Source organism: Vibrio sp. 2130-1 (assembly GCF_033339515.1).
On record NZ_JAWOUT010000757.1, the window covers coordinates 1 to 509 of the forward strand.

The 509-nt window shown below is 51.3% G+C and carries 1 protein-coding gene; it reads right to left on the reverse strand.

Annotated elements, in window-relative coordinates; all coding sequences use genetic code 11:
* A partial coding sequence (locus R7Q09_RS28535) for an RluA family pseudouridine synthase (protein WP_318144257.1) occupies window positions 1-509 on the reverse strand: 509 nt, incomplete at both ends.

The window sequence follows — 509 nt, forward strand, 5'->3', positions numbered from 1 at the left end:
TACTGGAGCATGGAATTCCAGTTCTTCACCAGTTATCGGGTGTTCAAAACGAAGCATTACAGCGTGTAGCGCCTGACGATCAAAACCACGAATCATGTCCGTCAGTTCCTGCGATGCACCAGTAGGAATACGTGCACGACCACCGTAGGCAGTATCACCTAACAGAGGATGCTGTAGGTAAGACATATGAACACGGATTTGGTGAGTACGACCCGTTTCCAAACGCAGACGGATACGCGTGTGCTCACGGAAGTGTTCTGCCACACGGTAGTGCGTTACCGCAGGTTTACCCAAAGGAGCTACAGCCATGAGTGTGCGTTTAGTCGAGTGGCGACCAATTGGTTGATCCACTTTACCACCCGCGGTCATACGACCGATTGCAATCGCTTCGTACTCACGCGTGATGTTGCGTTTTTGCAGAGCACGAACCAAACGCGTTTGCGCAGGAACGGTTTTCGCTACAACCATCAGACCTGTGGTGTCTTTATCAAGACGATGTACGATGCCCG